Annotated in this window: 23 protein-coding genes; 12 read left to right on the top strand and 11 right to left on the bottom strand. The window is 69.2% G+C overall.

Going from position 1 to position 24811, the window contains the following annotated elements; genetic code table 11:
- Positions 1–28: 28 nt before the first annotated feature.
- Positions 29–1189, bottom strand: coding sequence for a thiolase family protein (locus ACFFII_RS13925; protein ID WP_377699476.1), 1161 nt, complete (start codon positions 1187–1189; stop codon positions 29–31).
- Positions 1190–1270: 81 nt separating this feature from the next.
- Here ACFFII_RS13925 and ACFFII_RS13920 point away from each other — a divergent pair, with 81 nt between their 5' ends.
- Together ACFFII_RS13920 and ACFFII_RS13915 are read left to right on the top strand one after the other, a co-directional pair.
- Positions 1271–1612, top strand: a complete 342-nt coding sequence (locus tag ACFFII_RS13920) for an STAS domain-containing protein (RefSeq protein ID WP_377699475.1) — start codon at positions 1271–1273, stop codon at positions 1610–1612.
- Positions 1609–2163, top strand: coding sequence for an ATP-binding protein (locus ACFFII_RS13915; RefSeq protein ID WP_377699474.1), 555 nt, complete (start codon positions 1609–1611; stop codon positions 2161–2163). The genes ACFFII_RS13920 and ACFFII_RS13915 overlap by 4 nt, the downstream gene beginning before the upstream one ends.
- A 3-nt stretch (positions 2164–2166) precedes the next feature.
- Here the strand turns inward: ACFFII_RS13915 and uvrC are convergent, their stop codons facing one another.
- From uvrC to ACFFII_RS13900, 3 genes are all read right to left on the bottom strand, one after another.
- Entirely contained in the window at positions 2167–4041 is a 1875-nt protein-coding gene (uvrC, locus tag ACFFII_RS13910) for an excinuclease ABC subunit UvrC (protein ID WP_377699473.1), read from the bottom strand.
- Positions 4042–4339: 298 nt separating this feature from the next.
- Positions 4340–5119, bottom strand: a complete 780-nt coding sequence (locus ACFFII_RS13905) for an SDR family oxidoreductase (RefSeq protein ID WP_377699472.1) — start codon at positions 5117–5119, stop codon at positions 4340–4342.
- A gap of 106 nt (positions 5120–5225) precedes the next feature.
- Positions 5226–6035 carry a S49 family peptidase gene (locus ACFFII_RS13900; protein WP_377699471.1) on the bottom strand — a complete coding sequence of 270 codons (810 nt, stop codon included), beginning with the start codon at positions 6033–6035 and terminating at the stop codon, positions 5226–5228.
- A 396-nt stretch (positions 6036–6431) separates the two neighbouring features.
- Between ACFFII_RS13900 and ACFFII_RS13895 the strand changes: the two genes are divergently transcribed.
- Genes ACFFII_RS13895 through cysW form a run of 4 tightly spaced genes read left to right on the top strand, consistent with a single transcriptional unit; the run spans position 6432 to position 10128 of the window.
- Complete coding sequence (locus ACFFII_RS13895) at positions 6432–7481, top strand: sulfate/molybdate ABC transporter ATP-binding protein (protein WP_377699470.1); 1050 nt, start codon at positions 6432–6434, stop codon at positions 7479–7481.
- Positions 7482–7493: 12 nt separating this feature from the next.
- Positions 7494–8492, top strand: coding sequence for a thiosulfate ABC transporter substrate-binding protein CysP (cysP, locus tag ACFFII_RS13890; protein ID WP_377699469.1), 999 nt, complete (start codon positions 7494–7496; stop codon positions 8490–8492).
- The gene (gene cysT, locus ACFFII_RS13885) at positions 8489–9340 is read left to right on the top strand and encodes a sulfate ABC transporter permease subunit CysT (RefSeq protein ID WP_377699468.1); all 852 of its coding nucleotides are present in this window, start codon (positions 8489–8491) and stop codon (positions 9338–9340) included. Before cysP ends, cysT begins: the two co-directional genes overlap by 4 nt.
- Positions 9337–10128, top strand: coding sequence for a sulfate ABC transporter permease subunit CysW (cysW, locus tag ACFFII_RS13880; protein ID WP_377699467.1), 792 nt, complete (start codon positions 9337–9339; stop codon positions 10126–10128). The genes cysT and cysW overlap by 4 nt, the downstream gene beginning before the upstream one ends.
- Before the next feature lie 416 nt (positions 10129–10544).
- Here the strand turns inward: cysW and ACFFII_RS13875 are convergent, their stop codons facing one another.
- From ACFFII_RS13875 to ACFFII_RS13855, 5 genes are all read right to left on the bottom strand, one after another.
- Complete coding sequence (locus tag ACFFII_RS13875; RefSeq protein WP_377699558.1) at positions 10545–11378, bottom strand: cytochrome c1; 834 nt, start codon at positions 11376–11378, stop codon at positions 10545–10547.
- Between the two features lie 963 nt (positions 11379–12341).
- A complete protein-coding gene (locus ACFFII_RS13870) occupies positions 12342–13667 on the bottom strand; it encodes a cytochrome b (protein ID WP_377699466.1) in 1326 nt (441 codons plus the stop codon).
- 11 nt (positions 13668–13678) lie between these two features.
- Entirely contained in the window at positions 13679–14251 is a 573-nt protein-coding gene (gene petA, locus ACFFII_RS13865; RefSeq protein WP_377699465.1) for a ubiquinol-cytochrome c reductase iron-sulfur subunit, read from the bottom strand.
- 180 nt (positions 14252–14431) lie between these two features.
- Positions 14432–15094: a hypothetical protein gene (locus tag ACFFII_RS13860; RefSeq protein ID WP_377699464.1), complete on the bottom strand. Its 663-nt coding sequence runs from the start codon at positions 15092–15094 to the stop codon at positions 14432–14434.
- 254 nt (positions 15095–15348) lie between these two features.
- Positions 15349–16905: an MORN repeat-containing protein gene (locus tag ACFFII_RS13855; protein WP_377699463.1), complete on the bottom strand. Its 1557-nt coding sequence runs from the start codon at positions 16903–16905 to the stop codon at positions 15349–15351.
- A gap of 158 nt (positions 16906–17063) precedes the next feature.
- On the opposite strand from ACFFII_RS13855, the gene ACFFII_RS13850 reads away from it, so the two are divergent.
- The 3 genes from ACFFII_RS13850 to ACFFII_RS13840 are packed head-to-tail and all read left to right on the top strand — an operon-like array spanning position 17064 to position 19453.
- Positions 17064–18728, top strand: coding sequence for an NAD+ synthase (locus tag ACFFII_RS13850; protein ID WP_377699462.1), 1665 nt, complete (start codon positions 17064–17066; stop codon positions 18726–18728).
- 51 nt (positions 18729–18779) lie between these two features.
- A complete protein-coding gene (locus ACFFII_RS13845) occupies positions 18780–19070 on the top strand; it encodes a type II toxin-antitoxin system Phd/YefM family antitoxin (protein WP_377699461.1) in 291 nt (96 codons plus the stop codon).
- The gene (locus tag ACFFII_RS13840) at positions 19067–19453 is read left to right on the top strand and encodes a type II toxin-antitoxin system VapC family toxin (protein ID WP_377699460.1); all 387 of its coding nucleotides are present in this window, start codon (positions 19067–19069) and stop codon (positions 19451–19453) included. The genes ACFFII_RS13845 and ACFFII_RS13840 overlap by 4 nt, the downstream gene beginning before the upstream one ends.
- A gap of 97 nt (positions 19454–19550) precedes the next feature.
- Here ACFFII_RS13840 and pncB read toward each other — a convergent pair whose 3' ends face one another.
- Complete coding sequence (pncB, locus tag ACFFII_RS13835) at positions 19551–20858, bottom strand: nicotinate phosphoribosyltransferase (RefSeq protein WP_377699459.1); 1308 nt, start codon at positions 20856–20858, stop codon at positions 19551–19553.
- Positions 20855–21448, bottom strand: coding sequence for a bifunctional nicotinamidase/pyrazinamidase (gene pncA, locus ACFFII_RS13830; RefSeq protein ID WP_377699458.1), 594 nt, complete (start codon positions 21446–21448; stop codon positions 20855–20857). Before pncA ends, pncB begins: the two co-directional genes overlap by 4 nt.
- A 181-nt stretch (positions 21449–21629) precedes the next feature.
- On the opposite strand from pncA, the gene ACFFII_RS13825 reads away from it, so the two are divergent.
- The 3 genes from ACFFII_RS13825 to ACFFII_RS13815 are packed head-to-tail and all read left to right on the top strand — an operon-like array spanning position 21630 to position 24805.
- The gene (locus ACFFII_RS13825) at positions 21630–23222 is read left to right on the top strand and encodes an SLC13 family permease (RefSeq protein WP_377699457.1); all 1593 of its coding nucleotides are present in this window, start codon (positions 21630–21632) and stop codon (positions 23220–23222) included.
- Positions 23223–23269: 47 nt separating this feature from the next.
- Entirely contained in the window at positions 23270–24151 is an 882-nt protein-coding gene (gene trhO / locus ACFFII_RS13820; RefSeq protein WP_377699456.1) for an oxygen-dependent tRNA uridine(34) hydroxylase TrhO, read from the top strand.
- A 54-nt stretch (positions 24152–24205) separates the two neighbouring features.
- Positions 24206–24805, top strand: coding sequence for a hypothetical protein (locus tag ACFFII_RS13815; RefSeq protein WP_377699455.1), 600 nt, complete (start codon positions 24206–24208; stop codon positions 24803–24805).
- Positions 24806–24811 lie beyond the last annotated feature (6 nt).

Genomic DNA, 24811 nt, shown 5'->3' with positions numbered 1-24811 from the left:
CAGGGGCCTGCCTGTCTTTCCGGACAGGTCACATCAGCTCGACCGCCAGCGCCGTGCCCTCGCCTCCGCCGATGCAGATGGCAGCAACGCCGCGCGTCTTGCCCGCCTGCCGCAGCGCGTTGATCAGCGTGACGACGATGCGCGCGCCCGAGGCGCCGATGGGATGGCCCAGCGCACAGGCGCCGCCATTGACGTTCACCACATCGGGGGACAGCCCCATCTTCTGCATGAAGGCCATGGGAACGACGGCAAAGGCCTCGTTCACCTCCCACAGGTCCACGTCGTCCTTGGACCAGCCCAGCTTCGCCAGCAGCTTTTCCGCCGCGGGCACCGGCGCCGTCGGGAAGTCCGAGGGTGCCTGGGCGTGACCGGCGTAGCCCACGATCCGGGCGATCGCGCCCTCGGGGTTGTCCGACAGCACCAGCGCCGCCGCCCCGTCCGAAATCGACGACGAGTTCGCCGCCGTCACCGTGCCGTCCTTGCGGAAGGCGGGCTTCAGCGACGGGATCTTGTCGGGGCGCGCGTTGCCCGGCTGCTCGTCGGTATCCACCACCGTCTCGCCGCCGCGGGTCGCGATCTTCACGCCCACGACCTCGTCGGCGAAGCGTCCCTCGGTGATCGCCGCCTGCGCGCGGGTCAGCGAGCGCAGGGCGTATTCGTCCTGTGCCTGCCGGGTGAACTGGAATTCCTCGGCACAATCCTCGGCGAAGGTGCCCATCAGGCGGCCCTTGTCATAGGCGTCCTCGAGCCCGTCGAGGAACATGGAATCGATGACCTGCCCGTGCCCCAGCCGCGCGCCGCCGCGCATCTTGGGCAGAAGGTAGGGGGCGTTGGTCATGCTCTCCATCCCCCCCGCGACGACCGTGCGGGCGGACCCCGCGCGGATGGAATCCGAGGCCTGCATCAGCGCCTGCATCCCCGAGCCGCACATCTTGTTCAGCGTGACGGCGGGCACCGACTGCGGCAGCCCTGCGCCCAGCGCGGCCTGGCGCGCGGGCGCCTGGCCCTGGCCCGCGGGCAGGACGCAGCCCATCAGCACCTCGTCCACCTGCGCGCCGTCCAGGCCCGCGCGCGACAGCGCCTCGGCGATGGCGGCGGCGCCGAGTTCCGGGGCGGTCAGGGGCGACAGCGCGCCCTGCATGCCCCCCATGGGGGTGCGGACGGCGGCATGGACATAGACGGCGGTCATGGGGATCTCGCGTGCTTACGGTTTGGCAAGGAATCTTCGGTAACCATGCCGGGAAGGACGGATTCGCTGCAAGGGGCAGGCATGAACATCACGATCGAGGAGATTGAAGGCGGCGTCCGCGTCCGCGTGGCCGAGCCGCGGCTGGACGCTGCGCTGGCGATCCGCTTCAAGGACCGGCTGCGCGAGGTGGTGGGCGGGCACGGGCCGCTGATCCTGCTGGACCTGTCCGACGTGGGCTTCATGGACAGCTCGGGCCTGGGCGCGATCCTGGCCATCCGGCGCGCCCTGCCACCGGGCCAGCGGATCGAGCTGGCGGGGCTCACGCCCAACGTGGACCGGGTCTTCCGGCTGACGCGGATGGACATGATCTTCACCATCCACGGCAGCGCCGCCGCGGCTGCCGAAACGGAGGCCGGGGCATGAGCCGCGCCGCCCTTCCGCCGAACCGCTCCCCTTCCTCGCGCGGAGAGCCGATGTTCCACCGCATCCTGGACGCCGACACCACCGCGGTCCAGCAAGCACTCATGGACGTCCGCGCGCGTTTCGAGGGCACGGTCCCGGACGACGCCCTGGCGCGGATGGAACTGGTCATGGCCGAGGTCCTGAACAACATCGCCCAGCATGGCACCGGCGCGGGGAAGGAGCCCCTGCCCGGCGCGCCGCCCCGCCGGGCCGTCACGATCCATCTGACCGTGACCCGCCACGCGGGGGGCCTCGCCTGCGCCGTCACCGACGACGGGCCGCCCCTTCCGCCCGGCTGCCTGGTGGAACCCGAGCATCTTCCCTCGCCCGAGCTGTCGGCGCTGCGGGCGGGCGGCTTCGGCTGGGTCATCATCCGTGACCTCACCCGCTCGCTGTTCCATTACCGCGAGCTGAGCCGCAACGTCCTGTGCTTCAACATCCCGCGCAGCGACGATGGCGATATGCCGGTGCCGGGCGGGGACGCCGACAGCGCGGCCGCCGACGTGGCCTGACGCCTACCCCTCGGGGTGGAAATGGTCGTGGATCGTCTTCGCCATCGTGGCCGAGATGCCCGGCGCGGCCTGAAGATCCTCGAGCCCCGCGCGCGCCACCGCCTTGGCGCTGCCGAAATGCGCCAGCAGCGCCCGCTTGCGGGCCGCGCCCACCCCCGCGATCTCGTCGAGCGGGTTCGCCATCGCCTGCTTCGTGCGCCGAGCTCGGTGGGTGCCGATGGCCCAGCGGTGGGCCTCGTCCCGCAGGCGCTGGATGAAATACAGGACGGGATCGTTCATCGGCAGCGCCTTGGGCCGCTGGCCGGGGCGGTGGAACTCCTCCTTGCCGTGGTCGCGGTCCTCGCCTTTCGCCACGCCGATCATCGGGATGTCCTCGACCCCCATCTCGGCCATGATGCCGGCCACGGCGGACACCTGCCCCGCGCCGCCGTCGATCAGCAGCAGGTCGGGCCAGGCGTCGGACTGGCGATCGGGGTCCTCCTTCAGCAGGCGCGAGAAGCGGCGCGTCAGGACCTCGCGCATCATGCCGAAGTCGTCGCCGGGCGTGATCTCGGTGCCCTTGATGTTGAACTTGCGGTACTGGCTTTTCATCCAGCCCTCGGGGCCCGCGACGATCATGCCCCCGACCGGGGCCGCACCCTGGATGTGGCTGTTGTCGTAGACCTCGATCCGGCGCGGCACGACCGGCAGGTCGAAGGCCTCGGCCAGACCCTCCAGCAGCCGCCTTTGCGTGGCGCTTTCCGCCAAGCGCCGTGCGAGGCTTTCCCGCGCGTTTCGCAGGGCGTTCGCCACCAGCGCCGCCTTTTCCCCCCGCTGCGGCACGCCCACCGCCACGCGGCGGCCCGCGCGGTCGGACAGCAGCCGCGCCATCAGGTCGGCGTCCTCGGTCCCGTGGCTCAGCAGGATCAGCCGCGGCGGCACCTTGTCGTCGTAGAACTGCGCGAGGAAGGCCTGCATGATCTCCTCGGCCGACTCGGACCCGCCGGTGCGGGGGTAGAAGTCGCGGTTCCCCCAGCTCTGGTTGCCGCGGATGAAGAAGACCTGCACGCAGGCCTGGCCGGCTTCCATGTGCAGCGCCACGACATCGGCCTCGGCCACGCCCTTGGGGTTGATGGCCTGCACCGACTGAACGGCGGTCAGCGCCTTGATCCGGTCGCGCAGGGCGGCGGCGCGTTCGTATTCCATCGCCTCGGCGGCTTCCGCCATCTCACCCGCCAGCCGCGCCTGGACCGAGGTGGACCGCCCCTGCAGGAAGCGTTCCGCATCCGCGACCAGATCCGCATAAGCGTCCTGATCGATGCGGCCCACGCAGGGCGCGCTGCAGCGCTTGATCTGGTGCAAGAGACAAGGCCGCGTGCGGGATGAAAAGGTCGCGTCCGTGCAGGATCGCAGCAGGAACACCCGCTGCAACTGGTTCAGCGTCCGGTTCACCGCCCCCGCGCTGGCGAAGGGGCCGTAATAGTCGCCCTTCTCGGACTTGGCCCCGCGGTGCTTCTTGATCTGCGGAAAGGCATGGGACTTGGACACGAGGATGTTCGGGAAGGACTTGTCGTCCCGCAGCAGCACGTTGTAGCGCGGCTTGAGCTGCTTGATGAGGTTCTGTTCCAGCAGCAGCGCCTCGGTTTCCGTGCGCGTGGTCAGGAACATCATGGAGGCCGTCTCGCGGATCATCCGCGCGATGCGCCCTGAATGGCCCGAAGGGCGCGCATAGTTCGACACCCGCGCCTTCAGGTTCCGCGCCTTGCCGACGTAAAGCACCGCCCCCTGGGCATCGAGCATCCGGTAGACGCCGGGGCTGGAATCGAGTCTGCGGCAGTAATCCGCGATCAGCCGGTGGCCGGTCAGCGGGGCGTCAACAGGGGGTGCGGTGTCGTCCATGGAGCCTAGAAAGTGATTCCTGTCTCAGCCCGCAAGTGCGGGTGGGGCGCAACCCGATTTGTGTCCACGGAATCTGTGGACAAGTTTGTGGATCGGCTGCGGACGAGGATGCGCCCAAGCAGGAATCCCAAGGGATTTCCACTTTTGCACAAAAATTAGGCAGATATTCAGACCACTGTTTTCGTTGAGTTTTTTCTTCAGCACGGCCAAGCCCATGATTCAGCGAAAGGATTCATGAAGGTAGCGTGACGCCCCTTTGGCGCGTGGACAACCTGCCGCAGCGTCACCGCGGCGGGCTTCAGGCGCCCAGGATGTCGGGAGTCTTCCAAGCCAGGTGCTGGCCGCCGTCCACGCAGATCAGCTGCCCCGTGACCGCCTTGGCGTCGAGCAGGTAAAGCAGCGCCCGGACGATATCCCCCGCATCCGCGCCCCGCTGCAGGATGGTGGCGGCGCGCTGGCGGGCGAAATGCTCGTCGCTCTGCCGGATGCCCTGCATCGTCGGCCCCGGCCCGATGGCATTGACGCGGATGTGTGGAGCCAGAGCCTGGGCCGACGTCCGCGTCAGCGCCCAGAGACCCGCCTTGGCCAGCGAATAGGTCATGAAGGCCGGCGTCGGCTTCAGCACCCGCTGGTCCACCATGTTGACGACCAGTCCGTGCGCCACCGGCTCGCCTTCCGGCACGGGCGCGGGCGGCAATTGCGCCGCGAGGGCTTGGGTCAGCACGAAGGGAGCCCGCAGGTTCGAGCCGATGTGCCGGTCCCAGCTGTCGCGGGTGGCCGTTGCCAGCGTGTCATGTTCAAAGATCGACGCGTTGTTGACCAGCACGGTCAGCGGCCCCATCGCCTCGTTGACCGCAGGGATCAGCGCGGCGGTCTGGCCCTCGTCCAGCAGGTCGGCGTGGAAGGCCTGCACCCGGACGCCGAAGGCGCGGGCCTCGGCGGCGGTGGCCTCGGCTTCCTCGGCGGAACCGTTGTAGTGGATGGCGATGTCATGGCCCCGCTCGGCCAGCGCCAAGGCCATGGCCCGGCCCAGCCGCTTCGCGGCGCCGGTGACCAGCGCCGCGCCCTCAGCGGCCACGGGGCAGTCCCAGAAGTCGGGCGATCAGGCGGCGGAAGCCGGGGCCAAAGGCCAGCGCCATCGCCACCATGATCAGCAGGAACAGGATCACAACCTTCAGCATTCCTCAGCCTCCCGGCGTCAGCCGCGAGAATGCGGCGCGCTCGGCGGCCGCGTCGATGAAGTCGTCGGCCGAGATGCCGAAGCGGCGCAGGAAAGGCACCCGCTGACCATAGGTCTGGAAGCGGACCTTGTCGCCGAAAAGATCGCGCATCACCGGCTCGAGATGGCCGATGCCGTCGGCAAGGCCCAGCGACACCGCCTCGCGCCCGACCCAGACGTCGCCGGTGAAATAGTCGCGCGCGGGATCCAGCTTGTCGCCGCGGCGCGCGCGGACCTGCGCCTTGAAGGCCTCGTGGATGGGTTCAAGCAGGCGGTGCAGGCGGGCCACGTCCTCGGGCTTTTCCGGGCGGAAGGGGTCCAGCCAGGACTTGGCGGTGCCGGCAGTATGGACGCGCCGCTCGATCCCGTAGCGGGCGATCAGGTCCGAAAAGCCGAAGCCCGCCGAGATCACGCCGATGGAACCCAGCACCGAGGACTCATCCGCCCAGATCGTGTCGGCGGCGGTGGCGAGCCAGTAGCCGCCCGAGGCCGCGACATCCTCGACAAAGGCATGGACGGGGATGTTGTGCTTGTCGGCCAGCCGCCGGATGCGGGCGGCGATCAGCGAGGACTGGACAGGCGAGCCGCCGGGAGAGTTCAGGGAGATGGCCACCGCGACCGGCTTGCCCCGAGTGAAGGCGCGCGTCAGCAGGGGCGCGAGGCCCGCGTCCGAAAGCCCGGGGCCGCCGCCCGTCCGCGCCGCCACGCCGATGGCGCCCTGCAGTCGGATGACGGAAACACTCGGGCGCCGGGGCGACAGGAAGGGGATGCGCATGGGTCCGAGATAAGCCCTGCATCCCCACCGGGCAAGCGGCGTGCAACCGATGCACGGGCAATGCACATCCGATGCACGCCGGATGCACGGCCAGGGGGTCCGGCCATCCGCCCCTGCCCCGCGCAGGCCGGCGCGGACCCGCCTGCCGTTGCCGCGCGGACGATTTGTCACGCGAATGGCACCCGGACAGGCGAAGAAAAGGAAACCAGTCCGCCTGCCGGGAACTTGTGACAATGATTTCCCCGGGCGCGGGAAAAGCCGGACGCCGATCCGCGACTGCCCCGGCGGCTCGCAGAAAACGGTTCCAGAGCGGAGATTTCGCGTTTCCCGGCAATCCCTTGTTGCACTGAACGGTGCGGATTAGATGCGCCTTGGACCAGAACGGAAGCCCCTCGCATGACCATCGAGATCGCGCAGATGACCAGAAGCTTCGGCAGGACCGCCGTGCTGCGCGGCATCGACCTGACGGTGGGCGACGGCGAGCTGGTGGCGCTGCTGGGGCCGTCCGGCTCGGGCAAGACGACGCTGCTGAAGATCATCGCCGGGCTCGACTGGCCCGATGCGGGTCGGCTGACGGTGGACGGGACGGACTGGCTGAAGCTCGACGCGCAGGACCGCCGCATCGGCTTCGTCTTCCAGAACTACGCGCTGTTCCCGCACATGACGGTGCGCGACAACATCGCCTTCGGCCTGACCGTGCGGCCCCGGGCCGAGCGGCCCTCGCGCACTGACATCGCCCGCAAGGTCGATGAGTTGCTGGGCTTCCTGCAGATCGGCGCGCTGGGCGACCGTTATCCGGCGCAGCTTTCGGGCGGCCAGCGCCAGCGGGTGGCCCTGGGCCGGGCCCTGGCGATCGAGCCCACGGTGCTGCTGCTGGACGAGCCCTTCGGGGCGCTGGACGCGGCCGTCCGGCGCGACCTGCGCCAATGGCTGCGCGGCGTCCATGACGCGACCGGCACCACCACGATCTTCGTGACCCATGACCAGGAGGAAGCCTTCGAGCTGGCCGACCGCGTGGTTGTCATGGACCACGGCCGGATCGTGCAGACGGGCGACGCCGCAACGATCCACGATTCCCCCGCTACGCCCTTTGTCGCGGATTTCATGGGCGCCTCGATCCAGTTGCCGGTGACGGTGCAGGGCGGGCGGCTGGCCGCGCCGGGGCTGGACGCGGACCACCTGCCCGCCCGTCTGCCCGACGGCCCCGCGCGCCTGTTCGTGCGCCCCGAGGACCTGACCCCCGTTCCCGATCCCCGCGGGCCCTGGACCGTGGCCTCGCTGTCCAACACCGGCGCGCATCTGCGGCTGGTCCTGTCGGACGGGGCAGGCACCGAGATCCCCGCCGACCTGCGCCGGCGCAGCCCGCGCGCGGCCCAGATCGCCCCCGGCATGAGGGTGCACCTGCGCCCGGAACATGCCTCTGTCTTTCCCGCTGAAACCGCCTGAAAGGGTTTTCCGATGAAACTGAGCGCAATCAAGGCGGCGGTCGCCGCGCTGGTGCTGGCGGCGACGCCCGCCCTGGCGCAGGACAAGCTGCTGAACGTCAGCTATGACATCAGCCGCGAACTGTTCGAGGCGCTGAACCCCGTCTTTGCCGAGCACTGGAAGGCCAAGAGCGGCAATGACGTGACCATCGAGCAGTCGCACGCGGGTTCCTCGAAGCAGGCGCGGTCCATCCTTGAAGGGCTGCCGGCGGATGTGGTGACCTTCAACCAGGAAACCGACGTCAACATGCTGGCCAAGGGCGGCATGGTGGCCGAGAACTGGCGCGAGGCCTTCCCCAACGGCGCCTCGCCCTGGTATTCGGCTCCGGCCTTCCTGGTGCGCGAGGGCAACCCCAAGAACATCCGGAACTGGTCGGACCTCGCGCGCGAGGACGTGCAGGTGGTCTTCCCGAACCCCAAGACGTCCGGTAACGGGCGTTACACCTATCTCGCCGCCTATGCCTTCGGGTTGCGCGAGAACAACGGCGATCACGCGGCCACGCAGGAGTTCGTCCGCAAGATCATGGGCAACGTGCCGGTCTTCGACACCGGGGGGCGCGCCGCGACCCAGACCTTCGTGGAACGCAACATCGGTGACGTGCTGGTGACCTTCGAGGCCGAGACGCGCCAGATCGCCGCGCAATATGCCGACCGCGGGCTGGTCGCGATCACGCCGCCGGTCAGCCTGTTCTCGGCCTTCCCCGTCGCGGTGGTCGAGGAGAACACCGAGAAGAACGGCACCACCGAACTGGCGACCGAGTACCTGAACTGGCTGTATTCGCCCGAGGCGCAGCGCATCGTGGCCGAGGGCGGCAACCGCACCGCCAACGAGGAAGTCACGGCCGAGTTCGCCGACAAGTTCCCGCAGGTCGAGCTGCTGACCGTGGATGACGTCTTCGGCGGCTGGGACAAGATCGAGACCGAGCATCTCGCCTCGGGCGGCATCCTCGACCAGGTGTTCACCAACCAATGAGCCCCGCATCCGCCCCGGCCGTCCGGGCGAGGGCCGTCCTTCCCGGCTTTCGCCTGACGCTTGGCACGACGGTCCTGTACCTGTCGATCATCGTGCTGATCCCGATCATCGCCCTGGTCCTGACCGGGGCGGGGATCGGGCCGGGGCGGCTTTGGGCGATCATCACCGCGCCGCGGACGCTCGCGTCCCTGCGGATCACCATCACGGCGGCGGCCCTGGCGACTGTCATCAACGCCCTCTACGGGCTGCTGATGGCCTGGGTGCTGGTGCGCTACCGCTTTCCGGGGCGGCGGCTGCTGGACGCGCTGATGGACATTCCCTTCGCGCTGCCCACCGCGGTCGCGGGCCTGTCGCTGACGGCGCTTTATTCCGCGAACGGCTGGTTCGGGGCGGTGCTGGAGCCCGCAGGCATCCAGGTCGTCTACACGCTGGGCGGCATCGTGCTGGCGATGTCCTTTACCTCGATCCCCTTTGTCGTCCGCGCCGTCCAGCCGGTGCTGGAAGAACTTGACCCCGCGCTGGAACAGGCGGCGGCGAGCCTCGGCTCGCGCGGCTTCACCACCTTCCGCCGGGTGATCTTCCCGGCGGTCATGCCGGCCTGGCTGGGGGGCGTCACGACCTCCTTCGCGCGCTCGCTGGGCGAGTTCGGCGCGGTCGTCTTCATCGCCGGCAACCTGCCCTTCAAGACCGAGATCGCCTCGCTGCTGGCCTATATCCGGCTTGAGGAATACGACTACGAGGGCGCGGCGGCGATCGCGCTGGTGCTGATGGTGCTGGCGCTGGTGCTGCTGTTCCTGTCGAACCTGGTGCAGCTGCGGGCCGCGCGCCATGGGGCGGTGACGGCATGACGCGGGCGCTGCTGATCGGCGCGGCCTGCGTCCTGACGGCGATCCTGGTCGTCGTGCCGCTGGTCTACATCTTCGTGCAGGCGCTGTCGGCGGGATGGGGGGCTTACGTCGCCAATATCCTCGACCCCGGCACGCTGCACGCGATCTGGCTGACCACGCTGGTGGCGGTGATCGTGGTGCCGGTGACGGTCGCCTTCGGCATCGCGGCGGCCTGGCTTCTGTCCAAGTTCACCTTTCCGGGGCGGGGGGTGCTGGTCACGCTGATCGAGCTGCCCTTCTCGATCTCGCCTATCATCGCAGGGATCTGCTACCTGCTGCTCTATGGCCGACAGGGATACCTGGGCGGCTGGCTCGCGCAGAACGACATCACGATCCTCTTCGCCCTGCCGGGGATCGTCATGGTGACGATGTTCGTCACGACCCCCTTCGTCGTGCGCGAGGTGCTGCCGCTGATGCAGGCCCAAGGGTCCGACCAGGAACAGGCGGCCGTCACGCTGGGCGCAGGAGGCTGGCAGGTGTTCCGCCGGGTCACCCTTCCCAACATCCGCTGGGCACTCCTTTACGGCGCGGTGCTGACTACCGCCCGCGCCGTGGGCGAGTTCGGCGGCGTCGCCGTCGTGTCCGGCAGCATCCGGGGCAAGACCAACACCCTGCCCCTGCAGGTCGAGCTGCTGTTCAACGACCTGAACGTGGTCGGCGCCTTTGCCGCCGCCACCGTGCTGACCCTGATCGCCCTGGTGGTGCTGGTCGCCAAGACCGTGCTGGAACGGCGGGCCGGGCGGCACTGAGGCAACCGCGAGCAGCTGCTACGATGACTGCATGGCTGTCCCGGTGATCCCGGACCTGACCCTGCCCGCGACAACCCCAGAACATCGAGTCCGAAGGCCCCGGAACGCGGACCTGATCCGTCGGTGAACGGCGCCCGGTTCCCACCTTCTGACCCTCGGACCTTACGCTGCCCCCGGCTCACCTCTTCGACCCCTGCGCGGCAAAGGCCTGCCCCCCCTCGCCTCGCTCTCTGTCCGAAGCCGCGACCCGAGGGGCAGGATCAGCCCCGCACTCCTCTTCTTCGTCCAAATATCCCGGGGGTGCGGGGGCTGGCCCCCGCCCTTCTGGCGCTCTGCCGATCACGCAGCCCCACAGGGACCAAACGAAAACGCGCCCCGGAAGGGGCGCGCTGTCATTTCACCGGATGCGGGCCTTCTCAGAGGCCGTCGCCGGGCACGTCCTTGCGGTGCTTGAGCGGCCACCACAGGCGCTTGTTGGTCAGGTACAGCAGCACCGTCAGCACGACCAGGAACAGCACCGAAACAAGGCCCGCCTGCTTGCGCTGCATCATCTTGGGCTCGGCCGTCCACATCAGGAAGGCCGAGATGTCCTTGGCCAGGTTGTCCAGATCCGTGGGAGAGCCGTCCTCGAAGGTCACGGCGTCGTCCGACAGGGGCGGGGCCATCGAGATCCAGCCGCCGGGGAAGGCGGTGTTCTCGTAGAAGACGGTGCCCGCCTGCTCCTTTTCCTCGCCGGTGTAGCCGGTCAGGATCGAGTAGATGTACTCGGGCCCGCCGATGCCGTTGACCAGCTGGCTGATGCCGGTGCCGTAGGGGCCGTGGAAGCCCGCGCGGGCCTTGGCCATCAGCGACAGGTCCGGACCCATGCCCTCGCCCACGATGGTGGGGAAGTGGTCGGTGGGCACGCGCGGGCGCTCCTCGCCGGTCTCGGCGTCGACGACACTGAGCTGGCCGGCATAGGCGCGGACCTGGTCCTCGGGCAGGCCGGGGCCGCTGGTGTCCGACAGGGTGCGCAGCGGCACCTGCTTCATCCCGTGGCAGCCCGAGCAGACCTCGGTGTAGATCTGCAACCCGCGCTGCAGCTGGAACTGGTCGTATTTGCCGAAAGGCCCCTCGAAGCTGAAGGCGACGTCGTGGATTTCCTGGTGATGCACCGCCTCGCCGCCATCGGCCGCGACGCTGTGATCGGCAGGAACCTCGCCCTCGGCCCCTTCAGCGCCCTCGGTCTCGGTCGCGGCGGCGGTATCCACCGGCGCGCTTTCGGCCTGGGCCTCGTCAGGGTTCTGGATCGCGGCCGGCGCCTCGTCGCCGGGGGCGACGTCCAGCGCGGCATCGGCACCGGCGTCCGCACCGGCCTCGGGCTCGGCCGCGGCTTCCGCGTCGGCCGCGGGGGTGGCTTCACTGGCCGGCTCGGCCTGCGGATCGGCGGTGCTGCCCTCGGCCGGCGAGCCGGGGACGTCCGTGTCCGGCGCGTCGACCTGGGCCGCGCCCTCGGCGGCCGGAACGGGCGCGGTGGTCTGCGCCTCGGTCGCCTGGTCGGGCAGGCCGAAGCTCGGCGCGGCCGGAGGCTCGCCCGGCTCGGCCGTGGGGGTCGGCGTGATGACGTCGGTGGTGCGGTCCTCGACCACGTCCGGCTCGGCGCCGGTCGGCTCGGGGATGTCCGCGGCGGGCGCGGGCTGGTCGGGCGTCGCACGCTCGTCGGCCGTGGCCTCCGCCTCGGGGTTGGCGGGGGTCGAGGTCGCGCCGTCGGTCGCGCCGCCGGCATCCTCGTCGCCCACGTCCGCGCCCGAGGGCGCGCCGCCGCCCGGCGTGACGCCGGTCGTATCGGCGACCTCGCCGGTCAGCTCGCCCTGGCCGATCTGGCCGGTGCTGCCCGCGCGGGGCTGGCCCACGCGCTGCTGCACGGGGCCGGTGCCGCTGGTGTCCATCGGCGCCGAGGTGCTGGGCAGGTCCGGGGTGGCGCCGGTGAAGCCGATCTCGGGCGGCTGCGGGGCGACGCCTTCGGGCCGCGGCACGGTGCCGGTCGATTCGACCGTGCTGGTGCCGTCGGGCTGCCGGGTGACGGTGGTGCCCGGCCCCGAGGGGGCCGGAGCTTCGGTGCCGGGCTCGTTCAGCGGCACCGTCATGGTCGTCTGGGCATTCGCCGCCATCCCGAGGGACAGGGCCGCGACCGCCGTGAGCGTGACGTTTCTCAGGGACATTCGCGCCTCTCCTTACTCGGCGGGGGTGGTGAGACGCTCGTAATGAGCGTTCCAGTCTTCTTCGATGGTGTTCGGGATCGGCGCGGGCCGCTCCATCACGCCGAGCAGCGGCAGGATCACCAGGAAGTAGGCGAACCAGTAGGCCGAGCCCGCCAGCGCGATATAGGGATAGATCCCCTCGGCCGGCATCGCCCCCGCCCAGGTCAGGACGACGAAGTCCACGGCCAGGATCCAGAACCACCACTTGAACGACGGCCGGTAGCGGCCCGAACGGACGCGGCTGGTGTCAAGCCAGGGCACCAGCGCCATCACGATGATGGCGCCGAACATCGCCAGCACGCCGAAGAACTTGGCGTCGATGATGCCGAAGGACAGCCAGTTGGCGGCCATCACGACCCAGACGTCGGCGGTGAAGGCGCGCAGGATCGCGTAGAAGGGCAGGAAGTACCATTCCGGCACGATATGCGCGGGCGTCGCCAGCGGGTTCGCCTCGATGTAGTTGTCGGGGTGGCCGAGGTAGTTCGGCATGAAGCCGACGACCGCGAAGAACAGGATCATGATGAAGGCCAGCGCCAGCAGGTCCTTGATCACGAAGTAGGGCCAGAACGGGACGGTGTCGCGGTCGGCTTCCTCGCGCGAGGTGCGGCGCACCTCGATCCCCGTGGGGTTGTTGTTGCCGGTCGTGTGGAAGGCCCAGAAGTGGACGACCACTAGCGCGGCGATCAGGAACGGCAGCAGGTAGTGCAGCGAGAAGAAGCGGTTCAGCGTGGCGTTGTCCACGGCCGGACCGCCCAGCAGCCAGGTCTGGATCGTCGCGCCGATGCCGGGGATCGCCCCGAAGAGGCCCGTGATCACGGTCGCGCCCCAGAAGGACATCTGGCCCCAGGGCAGCACGTAGCCCATGAAGGCGGTCGCCATCATCAGGATGAAGATCAGGATGCCGACGATGTAGGTGATCTCGCGCGGCGGCTTGTAGCTGCCGTAGTAAAGGTTGCGGAAGATGTGCAGGTAGACCGCGAAGAAGAACAGCGAGGCGCCGTTCGCGTGCAGGTAGCGCAGGAAATGCCCGCCGTTCACGTCGCGCATGATGTGCTCGACCGAGCGGAAGGCCATGTCCACATGGGGCGTGTAGTGCATCGCCAGGACGATGCCGGTGACGATCTGCACCACGAGGCAGAAGGTCAGCACGATCCCCCAGATCCACATCCAGTTGAGGTTCTTGGGCGTGGGAAGGGTGGTGAAATCGACGATCAGGCGGACGATCGGCAGGCGCCGGTCGATCCAGCGCTCGGCCGAGGTCTTGGGTTCGTAGTCATCGGTCGGAATACCGGCGGACATCGTCGCGCTCCTCAGCCCAGCTTGATGGTGGTGTCGTCCACGAAGGACGCAACGGGAATATGCATGTTCTGCGGTGCGGGGCCGCGGCGGATGCGGCCCGAGGCGTCGTAATGCGACCCGTGGCAGGGGCAGAACCAGCCGCCGAAATCGCCCGCGCCGTCACCGATCGGAACGCAGCCGAGGTGGGTGCAGACGCCGATCTGGACCAGCCAGCGGCCTTCCTCGTCCAGCGAGCGGTTCGCGTCGGCGGCGCTGGCGTCGGGCTTGTTGGCATTCTGCGACAGCGGGTCGATCAGGGTCGCGCCGTCGTCGGCGCGCGCACGCTCGATCTCCTCGGCCGTCCGGTGGCGGATGAAGACCGGCTTGCCCAGCCATTTCACGGTCAGCTGCGTCCCTTCCGCGACGCCGCTGATGTCCACCTGGATCGAGGACAGCGCCTGCACGTCGGCCGAGGGGTTCATCTGGTTGATGAGGGTCCAGGCGGCTGCCCCGGCCGCAACCGCGCCGGCACCGGCGGTCGCGTAATAGAGGAAGTCCCTCCGGGTGGCGCCGTGGTCTCCTGCGTGGTCTTCAGCGTGGGACACGGTCAATCTCCAATTCGGGGCCGACCTGCGGGCCGGGCCGATACGACGGGTCGGGCCGTCCTTGGGACAGCCCTCGCAGCGGCGGTTCTAGCGGGACGGATTGCGCCCGTCCAGCGGCCAGCCGGGTCCGGCCTGATGCATTTGGCCGCATGTGTGCGATTTGTGACGTGCCGCGGGCGGTCAGGGCCGGGCCGCTGCGGCGCGCGGGCCTTGCGCGCGGGCGGCGGGCAGCAGGGCGATGGACAGGCCGAGCAGCCACCAGGCGGCGAGCTCCAGCCACTCCTCGGCCTGCCCCGCCCGCGCGTCCAGGTGGGGCGCGAGCGTGATCCCGAAATCCAGGAGCTTGCGCCCCAGCCCGTCCAGCGTCTTGCCCGTCACCGTCAGCGCGGCCGCCAGCAGGATCGCCAGCGCATGGGGCTGCCCCCGGCGCAGGGCGCGCCACCAGCCGGGCGCGTTCCGCCTGAGGATGCGCCAGATGACGAGCAGCGAGAAGAGGATCGCCCCCGCCCCCAGCAGCCTGTCGTCCAGAGGCGCGTCCCCGGTGTAGGTGCGCAGCTTCAGCAGGCCCGCGTCGGTGAGTCGCTTGTCGAAATCCATCTCGCGCGCGGCGAACAGCACTAGCAGGGCGGGGATCTGCCACTCGCGCCAGCCCTCGCGGCCGCAGAGGGCGAACCAGCAGAGGACGCCCTGGAGCAGCAGCAGGACCGAGGCGGTCTCGACCGTGTGGCCTTCCTTGAGAAACAGCGCGGGATCGTCCAGCCAGAACCATCCCACAGCCAGAAGGATCATGGCCGGAAGGGTGACAAAGGCGGCCAGACGCTGCGCCAAGGTCCAGCGCGACATGGCGGACTCCCTGCTGCGGAACTGCGGATGTGTAGCAGGAGTCCGGCCGGGGGCGCCACCCTCGGGGACGCCCTGCCTGCCTGCCGCAGCGTCGGGGGATCATCGCGCGGAGGCCCGGAAAGGGCGGGGCGCAGGCGGGGCTATGGCCCTTGTCCCACTGCGCAGGGCGTGCCGCGAATCATCCGGCCGGTTGTGGTCGCGCCGGGGTCGTGGCCGAGCCGGGCTTCCGGCCTGTCCCTGGCGCTGCGGGCCGCTCAGCCGCGCGTGTCCTCGCCGTCCGGCCCGCCCTCGTCCGGGGGCGGTGCCGGGACCGCCCCTTCGGCCGCGGGTCCGCCCGTCGCGGGGGGCGACTGCGCCGCGCCCTCGCTGGCGGGATCGGCCGGCAGCGCGGCCGAGGGCGCCGCCGCCTCGCCTTCCGAGGCCAGCCGGTCGTCCTGCCATTCCCCTTCGGCCACGCGGCCGCTGGCGTAGCGCATGACGCCCATGCCCTGCCGCTTGCCGCCGACGAAGCTGCCATCGTAGACGTCGCCGTTGGCATAGGTGGCGATGCCCTGGCCGTCGATCTCGCCCGCCTTCCAGCCGCCCTCGTAGCGGAAGCCGTCGGGGGTCATCAGCACGCCCTGGCCTTCGCGCAGTCCGTTCACGAAGCCGCCACGATAGGTGGTGCCGTCGGGATAGGTGGCCGCGCCCTCGCCGTGGCGCTGGCCGTCCTTCCAGGCACCCGTGTAGACATAGCCGTCGGGGTGCGACATCGTCCCCAGCCCGTCGTTCTTGGCGTCCTTGAAGCCGCCCTCGTAGCCGAGGCCGTTGGCGTAAGCCGCCTTGCCCTGCCCCTCGATCACGCCCGCGACCCAGTCGCCTTCATAGGATGCGCCGTCGGGATAGGTGATCTTGCCGCGGCCGTCCGGCTGGTCGGCCCTGAGGCTGCCCTCGTAGACCGAGCCGTCGGGATACTGGATGCGGCCCTGGCCTTCCATCCGGCCGTCCACCCAGTCGCCGTCGTAAAGGTAGCCGTCCGTGCCGGTGAAGACGCCCTTGCCGTGGCGCTTGTCGGCGCGGAAGCCGCCCTCGTAGACGTCGCCGTTCACATAGGTCGCGCGGCCGTGGCCTTCGCGCCGGTTGGCGACCATGGTGCCCTCGTAGATGTCGCCCGAAGGCTGGACGAGCCGCCCCTGCCCCGACATCTGCCCGGCGGCCCAGACGCCCTCGTAGGACAGCCCGTCCGGCATGGTCAGCTTGCCCTGGCCCGCGCGCATCCCCGCAAGCATCCCGCCTTCGTAGACGGACCCGTCGGGATAGGTGATCTTCCCCTTCCCTTCGCGCACGCCCTGCACCCAGTCGCCGTCATAGCGGTAGCCGTCGGGCTGGCTCAGCAGGCCCTTTCCGTGGTGCAGCGCCTTCTCGAACCCGCCCTCGTAGGTCGAGCCGTTGGCATAGGTGGCGCGGCCCTGGCCGGTGATCTCGCCCTCGACCCAGTCACCCTCATAGGTGCCGCCGTCGGCATAGGTGATCCTGCCCTTGCCATGCGGCTTGCCGTTCTCGAACTGGCCTTCATAGACCGAGCCGTTGGGATAGGTCGCACGGCCCTGGCCCCGCACCTCGCCATCCACCCAGTCGCCCTCGTAGCGATAGCCCGAGGGCAGCGTGTAGGTGCCGCGCCCGTGCTGCAGGCCGTTGCGGAAGGTGCCCTCGTAGACGCCGCCGTCGTCATACTGCTTGGTCACCACGGCGGCCGCCTGCGCATGGGCGGAAGGAACGCCCAGGGGGATCGCCAGACCGGCAAGCGCCGCGAGGAGGACTGCGGGTTTCATCGCCTCAAGCCTTTCGTGGTCGCGGGTCTGCCGCCCGCTGTTCGGCGCCGGTCTAGCGCAGCCGGCCGCCCCGCGCAAAGCCCGAGACCGTGAGCGGGCGTCTTCCCCTTGCCCCGCCCCCGCCCTATCGTCGCGGAAAACCGCCCGGAGACACCGCGATGACTGACCGCTTCCGCCTGACCATCGCGCAGCTGAACGCCACCGTGGGCGACCTGGTGGGCAATGCCGCCAAGGCCCGCGCCGCCTGGGACGAGGCAAAGGCCGCGGGCGCGCAGATGCTGGCGCTGCCCGAGATGTTCCTGACCGGCTACCAGACGCAGGACCTGGTGCTGAAGCCCGCGTTCCTGGACGACTGCCTGGCGGTGGTGGACAAGCTGGCCGCCGACTGCGCGGACGGCCCCGCCATCGGCATCGGCGCGCCCTGGCGGCTGGACGGCAAGCTGCACAATGCCTGGCTGGTGCTGCAGGGCGGGCGGATCACCGCGCGGGTGTTCAAGCACGAGTTGCCGCACAAGGAGCTGTTCGACGAATACCGCCTGTTCGATCCAGGCCCGATCAGCGGGCCCTTCGCGGTCGAGGGTGTCCGCATCGGCTCGCCGATCTGCGAGGACGCCTGGTGGCCGGGCGTGGCCGAGACGCTGGCCGAGACGGGGGCCGAGATCCTGGTGGTGCCGAATGGCAGCCCCTATCACCGCAACAAGCTGGACCTGCGGATGGGCCACATGGTTTCCCGCGTGGTCGAGACGGGCCTGCCGCTGGTCTATCTGAACCTCGTCGGCGGGCAGGACGACCAGGTTTATGACGGGGGCTCCTTCGTGCTGAATCCCGGCGGGCACAAGGTCGTCCAGCTTGCCCCCTTCGAGGAGGCGGTGGCGCATATCGACTTCACCCGCACCGATGAAGGCTGGCGGGCCGAGCGCGGCGAGATGGTCCCCCAGCCCGACGAATGGGAACAGGATTACCGGGCGATCTGCCTGGGGCTGGCGGACTACGCGCGCAAGTCGGGCTTTCGCAAGGTGCTGCTGGGCCTGTCGGGCGGCATCGATTCGGCGCTGGTCGCGGCCATTGCCGCCGATGCGCTGGGGCCGGAAAACGTGCGCGGCGTGCGGTTGCCGTCCGAATACTCCAGCCAGGGTTCGCTGGACGATGCCGAGGACCTGGCGCAGCGTCTGGGCATCCGCTTGGACACGCTGCCGATCAACGGGCCGGTCGGCGCGGTGACGCAGGCGCTGTCCGAGGTGATGGCCGGCACAACGCCCGACCTGACCGAGGAGAACATCCAGTCCCGCCTGCGCGGCGTCCTGCTGATGGCCGTGTCGAACAAGTTCGGCGAGATGCTGCTGACCACGGGCAACAAGTCCGAGGTCGGCGTGGGCTATGCCACGATCTACGGCGACATGGCGGGCGGCTACAATCCCATCAAGGACCTCTACAAGACGCGCGTCTTCACGACCTGCCGCTGGCGGAACGGGAACCACCGCCCCTGGATGAAGGGCCCGGCAGGCGAGGTGATCCCGCCCGCGATCATCGAGAAGCCGCCCTCGGCCGAGCTGCGCCCGGACCAGACGGACCAGGACAGCCTGCCGCCCTACGAGGTGCTGGACGCGATCCTTGAAGGCCTGGTCGAAAAGGACGGCTCGGTCGCGGACCTCGTGGCGCGAGGCTTCGACCGCGACACGGTGCGGCAGGTCGAGCGGCTGCTCTACGGCAGCGAGTGGAAGCGGTACCAGGCAGCGCCGGGGCCGCGTGTCTCGCCCCGATCCTTCTGGCTCGACCGTCGCTATCCGCTGGTCAACAGGTGGCGCGACCCGGCAGGCGGTTGAACGGAAGGCACAGGTGAACTAGATTGGGTTAGTCCACCACCGGGAGCTACCATGAAGACCGTCAACATGCACGAGGCCAAGACCCACCTGTCCCGCCTCGTCGAGGGCGTGGAAAAGGGAGAACCCTTCATCATCGCCCGCGCCGGCAAGCCGGTGGTCAAGGTGACGCTGGTCGAGCAGCCTGCGCCGCGGCGCACCGGCTTCCTCAAGGGGCAGGTCGATATGCCCGACGACTTCGACACGATGTTCGAAGACGAGATCCAGGCGATGTTCGAAGGGAAATACGACGGCAGCGGGCTTTACGTCCCGCCGGGTGAGTGCAAGCCCGGCGGGTCGCAGTGAACTATCTGCTGGATACCCACCTGCTGATCTGGTCGGCAGGCCGCGACGACCTGATGACCGCCAAGGCGGACCGCATCATCAAGGACCCGGCGAACACGCTTTGGTTCAGCGTCGCCTCGATCTGGGAGGTCGCGATCAAGCGGGCGCAGAACCGCGCCGACTTCCGCACCGATCCCGGCACGCTGCGCGCAGGCCTTCTGGCCAATGGCTATCTTGAGCTGCCGGTCGAGGGGCGGCATTGCCTCGCCCTCCCCACACTGCCACCGGTGCATGGCGATCCCTTCGACCGGATGCTGGTCGCGCAGGCCATGACCGAGGGGATGCAGCTTCTGACCGCCGACCGCCGGGTGGCGGAATATGGCGGGCCGGTGCGGATGGTGTGATCCGGGCGGCGACGGAGCGGCGGCGCGTGGGGACCACCCGACGGTTGCGTGCATCAGGGCCCGCAGGGCACGCGCCCTGCACGCACCATGCCCCTGCTTATACCACCAGGTCGAACCGCTGCCCCTCGGTGGTGCCGAAGACCTGCCGGTAGTGGCGGATCAGCTCGGCAGGACCGGTCGATTTCTCGGGGTTATCGGACAGCTTGACCGTGGGGCGGCCGTTCGCGGCGGCGGCCTTGCAGACCAGGCTGAAGGGCGCGAGCCCGTCGCCCGGCACCAGCCCGCGGAAGTCGTTCGTCAGCAGCGTGCCCCAGCCGAAGCTGACCTTGATCCGGCCGTGGAAGCGGCGGAACAGCGTCGTGATCTCGTCCACGTCCAGCCCGTCCGAGAAGATCACCAGCTTCTGCGTGGGGTCCTCGCCCCGCGACGTCCACCAGTCGATGGCATATTCGGTCAGCGCCACCGGATCGCCCGAATCGATGCGGATGCCGGTCCAGCCCGCCAGCCAGTCGGGCGCGTTCCGCAGGAACCCCGGCGTGCCATAGGTGTCGGGCAGGATCACGCGCAGGTTGCCGTCATGTTCCTCGTGCCAGTCGGCCAGCACGCGATAGGGGGCCTGGCGCAGGTCCTCGTCCGTCTCGGCAAGGGCGGCATAGACCATCGGCAGTTCATGGGCGTTGGTGCCGATGGCCTCGATGTCCCGGCGCATGGCGATCAGGCAGTTCGAGGTGCCGGTGAAGCGCTCGCCCAGGCCCTCGATCATGGCTTGCACGCACCAGTCCTGCCACAGGAAGCTGTGGCGCCGCCGCGTGCCGAAATCGGCGATCCGCAGGTCGGGACCAAGCTCGCGCAGCGCCTCTATCTTTTCCCAGATGCGGGTCATGGCGCGGGCGTAAAGCACCTGCAGCTCGAACCGGCCCAGGTCCTTCAGCACCGCGCGCGAGCGCAGCTCCATGATGATGGCGAGCGCCGGGATCTCCCACAGCATGACCTCGGGCCAGCGGCCCTCGAAGGTCAGCTCGTACTGGCCGTCGCGCTTTTCCAGGTGATAGGCGGGCAGGCGCAGGCCTTCCAGGAACTCCATGAAGTCGGGGCGGAACATCTGGCGCTTGCCGTAGAAGGTGTTGCCCCGCAGCCAGGTCGACTCGCCGCGCGTCAGCGAGACGCTGCGGACATGGTCCAGCTGCTCGCGCAGCTCGCCCTCGTCGATCAGATCGGCCAAGCGGATCGCCTTCGAGCGGTTGATGAGCTTGAACGTGACGTTCACGTCCGGCCGGTAACGGAAGACCGACTGGCACATCAGCAGCTTGTAGAAATCCGTGTCGATCAGCGACCGGACGATCGGGTCGATCTTCCACTTGTGATTGTAGACGCGCGTGGCGATGTCGACGGTCGGGGTCATCATGCGAGTGTCACTCCTGCCTCGCGCATGGCGGCCTGCGCGGCCTCGCGCGAGCCGTTGAGGTCGATGGCGCGGGTCGCCTGCTCGATCACGGTCGCGGAAAAGCCCAGGCGCGCCGCGTCGATGGCCGACCAGGCGACGCAGAAATCATGGGCGAGGCCCACGAAATGCAGGTCGGTCAGCCCGCGCTCGCGCAGGTAGCCCGCCAGCCCCGTGGACGTGCGACGGTCGTTTTCGAAGAAGGCGGAATAGCTGTCGATTTCCCGCCGGAAGCCCTTGCGCAGGATCAGGTCCGCGCGGTCGAGATCCAGGCCGGGATGGAAGGCCGCCCCCTTTGACCCGATGACGCAATGGTCGGGCCACAGGACCTGCTCGCCATAGGACATGGTCATGGTCCCGAAGGGCTGCGCGCCGGGATGGTTGCCGGCAAAGCTGGAATGATCGGCCGGGTGCCAGTCCTGGGTCAGCACAACGGCATCATGATCGGCCATCAGGGCGTTCACGGGGCCCACGATCTCATCGCCGCCCGCCACCGCCAGCGCGCCGCCGGGACAGAAATCGACTTGAAGATCAACGACGATCAGGGCGCGCATGAGATTTCCCGCAATGGACGCCGAACCTTAGGAAGCCTGCCGGGTTGCGTCAACGTGAAGCCCGGATCGGCCACAGCACTCCAAGTATTGCACCATATGCATAACTGGCCTGCGCTAGAAACTGGATGCAAAGCTGCTTAACGGATCGGCGAATCATTGGAACCATAGGGGGAGCAAAGGGATGGCCGACCACAGCCGGATGGAAACAGCCCGCGATTTCGAGGAGGACGGACCCGGAGGACGCTCGGCAAGGACGCTCTGGACGCTGCGGGCACTGGGTCTGATCGCCGCCGGAGTCGTTTATGTCGCGCTCGGTCCGCAGGCCGACCTGCCTCATGACGCCCGCATCGTTGCCACCATCATGGCGCTGATGGCTGTCTGGTGGATGACCGAGGCGATCCCGCTGGCCATCACCTCGCTGCTGCCCATCGTGCTGATCCCGGCACTGACCGAGCGCACGATCTCGCAGGCGACGGCGCCCTATGCCAGCTCGACCGTGTTCCTGTTCCTCGGCGGCTTCCTGATCGCCATCGCCATGGAGAAATGGAACCTGCACCTGCGGATCGCGCTGCTGACGCTGCGCCGGGTGGGGGTGTCACCGCGCCGGATCGTGCTGGGGCTGATGCTGGCCACGGCCTTCCTGTCGATGTGGGTGTCCAACACGGCGACCGCGCTGATGATGCTGCCCATCGCCACCTCGGTCCTGGCGCTGGTCCTGGCCCGCAGCGGCACTAGCACCGCCGCCCAGCAGCAGGCGCTGGAAGGGGGCGCAACCATCACGGAAGCCGTGGACGACCCCAACGTCGCGCGCTTCGGCACCTGCCTTGTGCTGGCCGTCGGCTGGGCGGCCTCGATCGGGGGTCTGGGCACGCTGATCGGCAGCCCGCCCAACGCCATCGTCGCGGGCTATGCCTCGTCCGAACTGGGCCGCGAGATCGGCTTCCTGAACTGGATGATGATCGGGATGCCCTTGGCCTTCGCCTTCATCTTCATCGCCTGGTTCCTGATGACGCGGCTTTTGTACCGCTTCGACCTGCCCGCCATCCCCGGCGGGCGCGAGATGATCGACCAGCAGATCCGCGAACTCGGCCCGCTGAGCCAGGGCGAGAAGATGGTGCTGTACGTCTTCCTGGGCGCGGCCTTCTTCTGGATCGTGCCGGGCATCCTGGGCTCGATCCCGGCGGTCAGCGCGGCGATGCCCTGGGTCGGCAGCTTCGACGACACGGGCGTTGCCGTCGCGGCGGGGATCCTTCTGTTCATCCTGCCGGGACGCGGCCGGACGCAGATGGTGCTGGACTGGAAGGACGCCGAGGAGGGCCTGCCCTGGGGCGTGCTGCTGCTGTTCGGCGGCGGCCTGAGCCTTGCCTCGGCAGTGGGCTCGACCGGGCTTGACGCCTGGTTCGGCCAGCAGGTCACGGGCCTTGGCACCCTGCCGACGCTGGGGCTGGTCGCCGCCATCACCGCGATCGTCCTGATGCTGACCGAGATCACCTCGAACACCGCCACGGCCGCGACCTTCATCCCGATCCTGGGCGGGGTGGCGCTGGGGATCGGGGTCGATCCCTTCCTTCTGCTGATCCCGGCGACGCTGGCCGCGACCTGCGCCTTCATGCTGCCGGTCGGCACGCCGCCCAACGCCATCGTCTTCGGCACCGGCAAGGTGACCATCGCGCAGATGGCCCGGGGCGGGGCCGTGATGAACATCATCGGCGTCCTCCTGATCGTCGGCATCATGTATCTGCTGGGCGGGATCGCGATGGGCGTCGCGTTCTGATCCCTGCCCGCTTGCCTTCAGGGGCGCGGCTGGACTAGGCCGCGCCCATGTTCACAGTCGCCGCCCTTTACCACTTCGCCCCCCTGCCCGACCCGGATACGCGGCGCGAGAGCCTGCTGGCGCTCTGCCAGGCGCAGGGCGTCCGGGGCACGCTGATCCTCGCGCCCGAGGGGATCAACGGCACGGTCGCCGGCCCGCGCCCGGGCATCGACGCCGTGCTGGAGCATGTCCGCACCTGGCCCGGCTTCGAGAGCCTGGAATGGAAGGAAAGCGCCGCCGAGGCGATGCCCTTCGGCCGGATGAAGGTCCGGCTGAAGCCCGAGATCGTGACCATGGGCCAGCCGCAGGTGGACCCTGTCGCCCGCGTCGGCCGCCATGTCGCCCCCGCCGACTGGAACGCCGTCATCGGCGACCCCGGCACGGTGGTGATCGACACCCGCAACGATTACGAGATCGCCATCGGCAGCTTCCGCGGCGCCATCGACCCCGGCACCCGCAGCTTCCGCGAGTTTCCGGACTGGTGGGCAGAGAACGCTGACCGATTCGCCGGAAAGCGCGTGGCGATGTTCTGCACCGGCGGCATCCGCTGCGAAAAATCCACCAGCTTCCTTGTCGGGCAGGGCGTGACCGAGGTCGTCCACCTGCAGGGCGGCATCCTGAAATATCTCGAAGAGGTGCCCGAGGGCGAAAGCCTCTGGGACGGCGCCTGCTTCGTCTTCGACCGGCGCGTCAGCCTGACCCACGGTCTTCGGCCCGGCGGCCACATCCTGTGCCACGCCTGCCGCAGGCCGCTGGCGCCCGGGGACGCCGCCCGCCCCGAATACGAGGAAGGCGTTCGCTGCCACCTTTGCGCCGATGACTACAGCGAGGCCGACCGCGCCCGCTTCCGCGACCGCCAGCGGCAGGCCGAGCGGGGCGAGCTGATTTAACGGGATCTTAGACTCTGCCCTGTAAAGCAAGGGAATATCCTTCAAGGGGCAACCATGACGACCTTTCCTCGCGGCACGGGCCTTGGCCCGAACGGTGCCGAGATCCTGTTTCCTTTCCTTGCGGCCTCGCCCCTTCTCGCCCTCGGGGACGATGACGATCCCTCCGGTGCGGGTCGGACCTGGGACGTCGGGGCGCCCGTCCGGGCCAAGGCAGGCCTCGGGACGCATCCCCAAACAGCCGGGACGTTGCGCGACGCCGGGGAAATGCCGGTGGTCGCGATGCCAGCCCGCGCCCTGCCCTGGGCCGAGGCGCCTGGCATGGGCCGGCTCAAGCACGGCTTCGCCACCGAGCCGCTGCACGGCCTGCCCGCCCGCGAGTCGCCTTGCGCACAGGCACGTCAGGACCTGCCGGAGGTGTCGGACCGCGACTGGCTCGACCAGGCCGCGCAGGCGGACGCCTTCATCTTCCTGCCGGCATCGGACAGCCGTGATCCTGCCGACGGCGCGGGCTCTCCGGCCATACCGCTGGGGACAGAAGCCTGGTTCGACCTGCTGATCCTTCAACCGCTGCCCGATCGCGGCCCCGACTTCGGCCCGGAGCCGGTGTTCCTTCCCGATCATGGGCCGTTTGCGCCGGATCACCTCCTTCTCTGACGTGGG

This window comes from Paracoccus niistensis (assembly GCF_042432925.1).
GTDB classification, from domain to species: Bacteria; Pseudomonadota; Alphaproteobacteria; order Rhodobacterales; family Rhodobacteraceae; genus Paracoccus; species Paracoccus niistensis.
Note: the sequence above shows the minus strand (reverse complement) of the source record. Positions and strands in the feature narration are given on the sequence as shown.